The organism is Klebsiella sp. 10982 (assembly GCF_048589245.1).
Lineage (GTDB): Bacteria > Pseudomonadota > Gammaproteobacteria > Enterobacterales > Enterobacteriaceae > Klebsiella > Klebsiella quasivariicola.
Map to the genome: position 1 here is coordinate 1 of NZ_JBMAXV010000105.1, position 2,019 is coordinate 2,019.

At 48.2% G+C, this 2,019-nt stretch carries 2 protein-coding genes; both read left to right on the forward strand.

The window, feature by feature from the left end:
• Nucleotides 1-1,190, forward strand: a 1,190-nt coding sequence (locus ACKLKD_RS27735) for a tyrosine-type recombinase/integrase (RefSeq protein WP_420062007.1), incomplete at its 5' end; no start/stop codon positions are given.
• Between the two features lie 68 nt (nt 1,191-1,258).
• Nucleotides 1,259-1,855: a hypothetical protein gene (locus ACKLKD_RS27740; RefSeq protein ID WP_038434440.1), complete on the forward strand. Its 597-nt coding sequence runs from the start codon at nt 1,259-1,261 to the stop codon at nt 1,853-1,855.
• Nucleotides 1,856-2,019: the final 164 nt, after the last annotated feature.

The following is a 2,019-nucleotide window of genomic DNA, read 5'->3' on the forward strand; positions in this document are numbered from 1 at the left end:
GGCGCTCTAAGCCGCGTGAGAAGTCCTATACACTCAACGATGGCAATGGGCTGTCTCTGCTCATCGAGCCGAACGGATCTAGAGGGTGGCGTTTTCGCTACCGTTTCGATGGTAAGCCCAAGATGATTTCGTTGGGCACGTATCCGGATGTAACTCTCAATGATGCTAGGCGCAAACGTGATGATGCCCGTAGGTTGGTTGCTGGCGGCATAAATCCCAGCGATGTACGCAAAGAAGATAAGATGGCGAAGCTGAGTCGCAATCAAAATACCTTCGAGGCAATTGCCCGTGAATGGTACGCCAAGCGCATAGACCGTTGGTCTGAATCCTACGGCGAAGAAATGATGAAAACCTTCGAGGCTGATGTATTTCCGTTTATCGGGCAGCGTCCTATTGCCGATATCAAACCGATGGAGCTCATGTCAGTTCTTTCTAAGCTGGATGAAAGAGGATCGACAGAAAAGTTGAGAAAGGTTAGGCAGCGTTGCGGAGAGGTGTGGAGATACGCGATTGTTACTGGTCGAGCTGATTATAACCCGGCACCGGATCTGGCCAGCGCGTTCGCCCCTCATAAGAAAGAGCATTACGCTTTTCTCACCAGTGACGAACTTCCCGAATTCTTCCGTACGCTGAACACGTACAGCGGCAGTTCGGTTGTAAAGTTGGCGATGCGCTTGCAGATTCTTACCGGCCTACGCCCTGGCGAATTACGCCAGGGAGAGTGGATTGAAATCGATTTTGATAAACGTCTATGGGAAGTACCACCTGCGCGCATGAAAAAGCGTCGACCTCACTGCGTCCCTTTATCCGACCAAGCGATCGCTATCTTGGAGCAGTTACGCCTCGTCACCGGCAATTATCGGTTCATTTTCCCTGGTAGGATTCAGCACAGTAAACCAATGAGCGAAATGGCGATGAACGTCTTGATACGTCGAATTGGATATGCGGGAAGAGTAACCGGGCACGGTTTCCGGCACACCATGAGTACCATCCTGCACGAACAGGGCTACAACACCGCGTGGATAGAAACGCAGCTGGCACACGTCGACAAAAACTCTATTCGAGGAACGTACAACCACGCCCAGTATCTGGATGGCCGCCGCGAAATGCTCCAGTGGTATGCCGACTATATGGAGGCCTTGGAAAACGGCGAAAATGTAGTGCATGGAACGTTTGGAAAAAGCGCTTAACTGTATGTATAGACAGTGCTAATTGACAGTAGTAGACTTCTGTAGACTACCGTTAGCAGGAAGCTTTTATGCGAGAAAACATCCTCAACATGCCCCATCATCTTCGCCGACAACGTGTGGTCACTGCTGAGCAGGCTGCAATGGCTATGGCTGGCGTGTACAGTTGTTCACGCTTAGATGAGTTGAAAGCTAAATTCCCTCCTGAGATCTACAACATTGCTTCCAGTTACTTGAGGATAATTTTGAGTGCTGTAAACGCAGAAGAACTACATCCCAAGAGAACATGGTCTAGCTCACCTGGCGGAGATATCACTGGAGCTGATTTTTATTCCAATGATATTTGGCCTTGGGCTGTTAAAGAAATATCAGCTACAGATAGTTGGTTTGGATGTGATCCAGATAGCTCTAGCGAAAAGCACCAGCCTTTACGAAGCGTGTGGGGCGAGTTTGCTGGTAAAGATACAGCGTTAAAACTGATCGCTGGAATGGCTATTGCGCTTGAAAAATCAGGTGGCAAATATGTTCGCGGTAAAAATTTGAACAAATCCGAAGTTGCTAGAAGTGCTTCAAGAAGCATATTGGAGCATGGCGATGGCATCGATGTGACAGATAAGGCATTGACTATGCTAATTAATGAAGCTCTGAACACATACGCTTCCAAATAGCTCGTAAGGATTTCCAAAAAGACGATCCTCAGGTTCTAAAACTTCTGGCCGTACTTCTATTTCAGTGGAGGCGCTGCTTCCAACTGATTTACCGTGACTTCCACAACTACCCGCATGTTTTTGCTGAAATATACCTCGTAGACCACATTAGACTTCGAGAGGTA

Excerpts from the sequence above, each read along its gene's own strand:
- ACKLKD_RS27740 (WP_038434440.1), top strand. The coding sequence starts at position 1,259 with ATGCGAGAAAACATCCTCAACATGCCCCATCATCTTCGCCGACAACGT.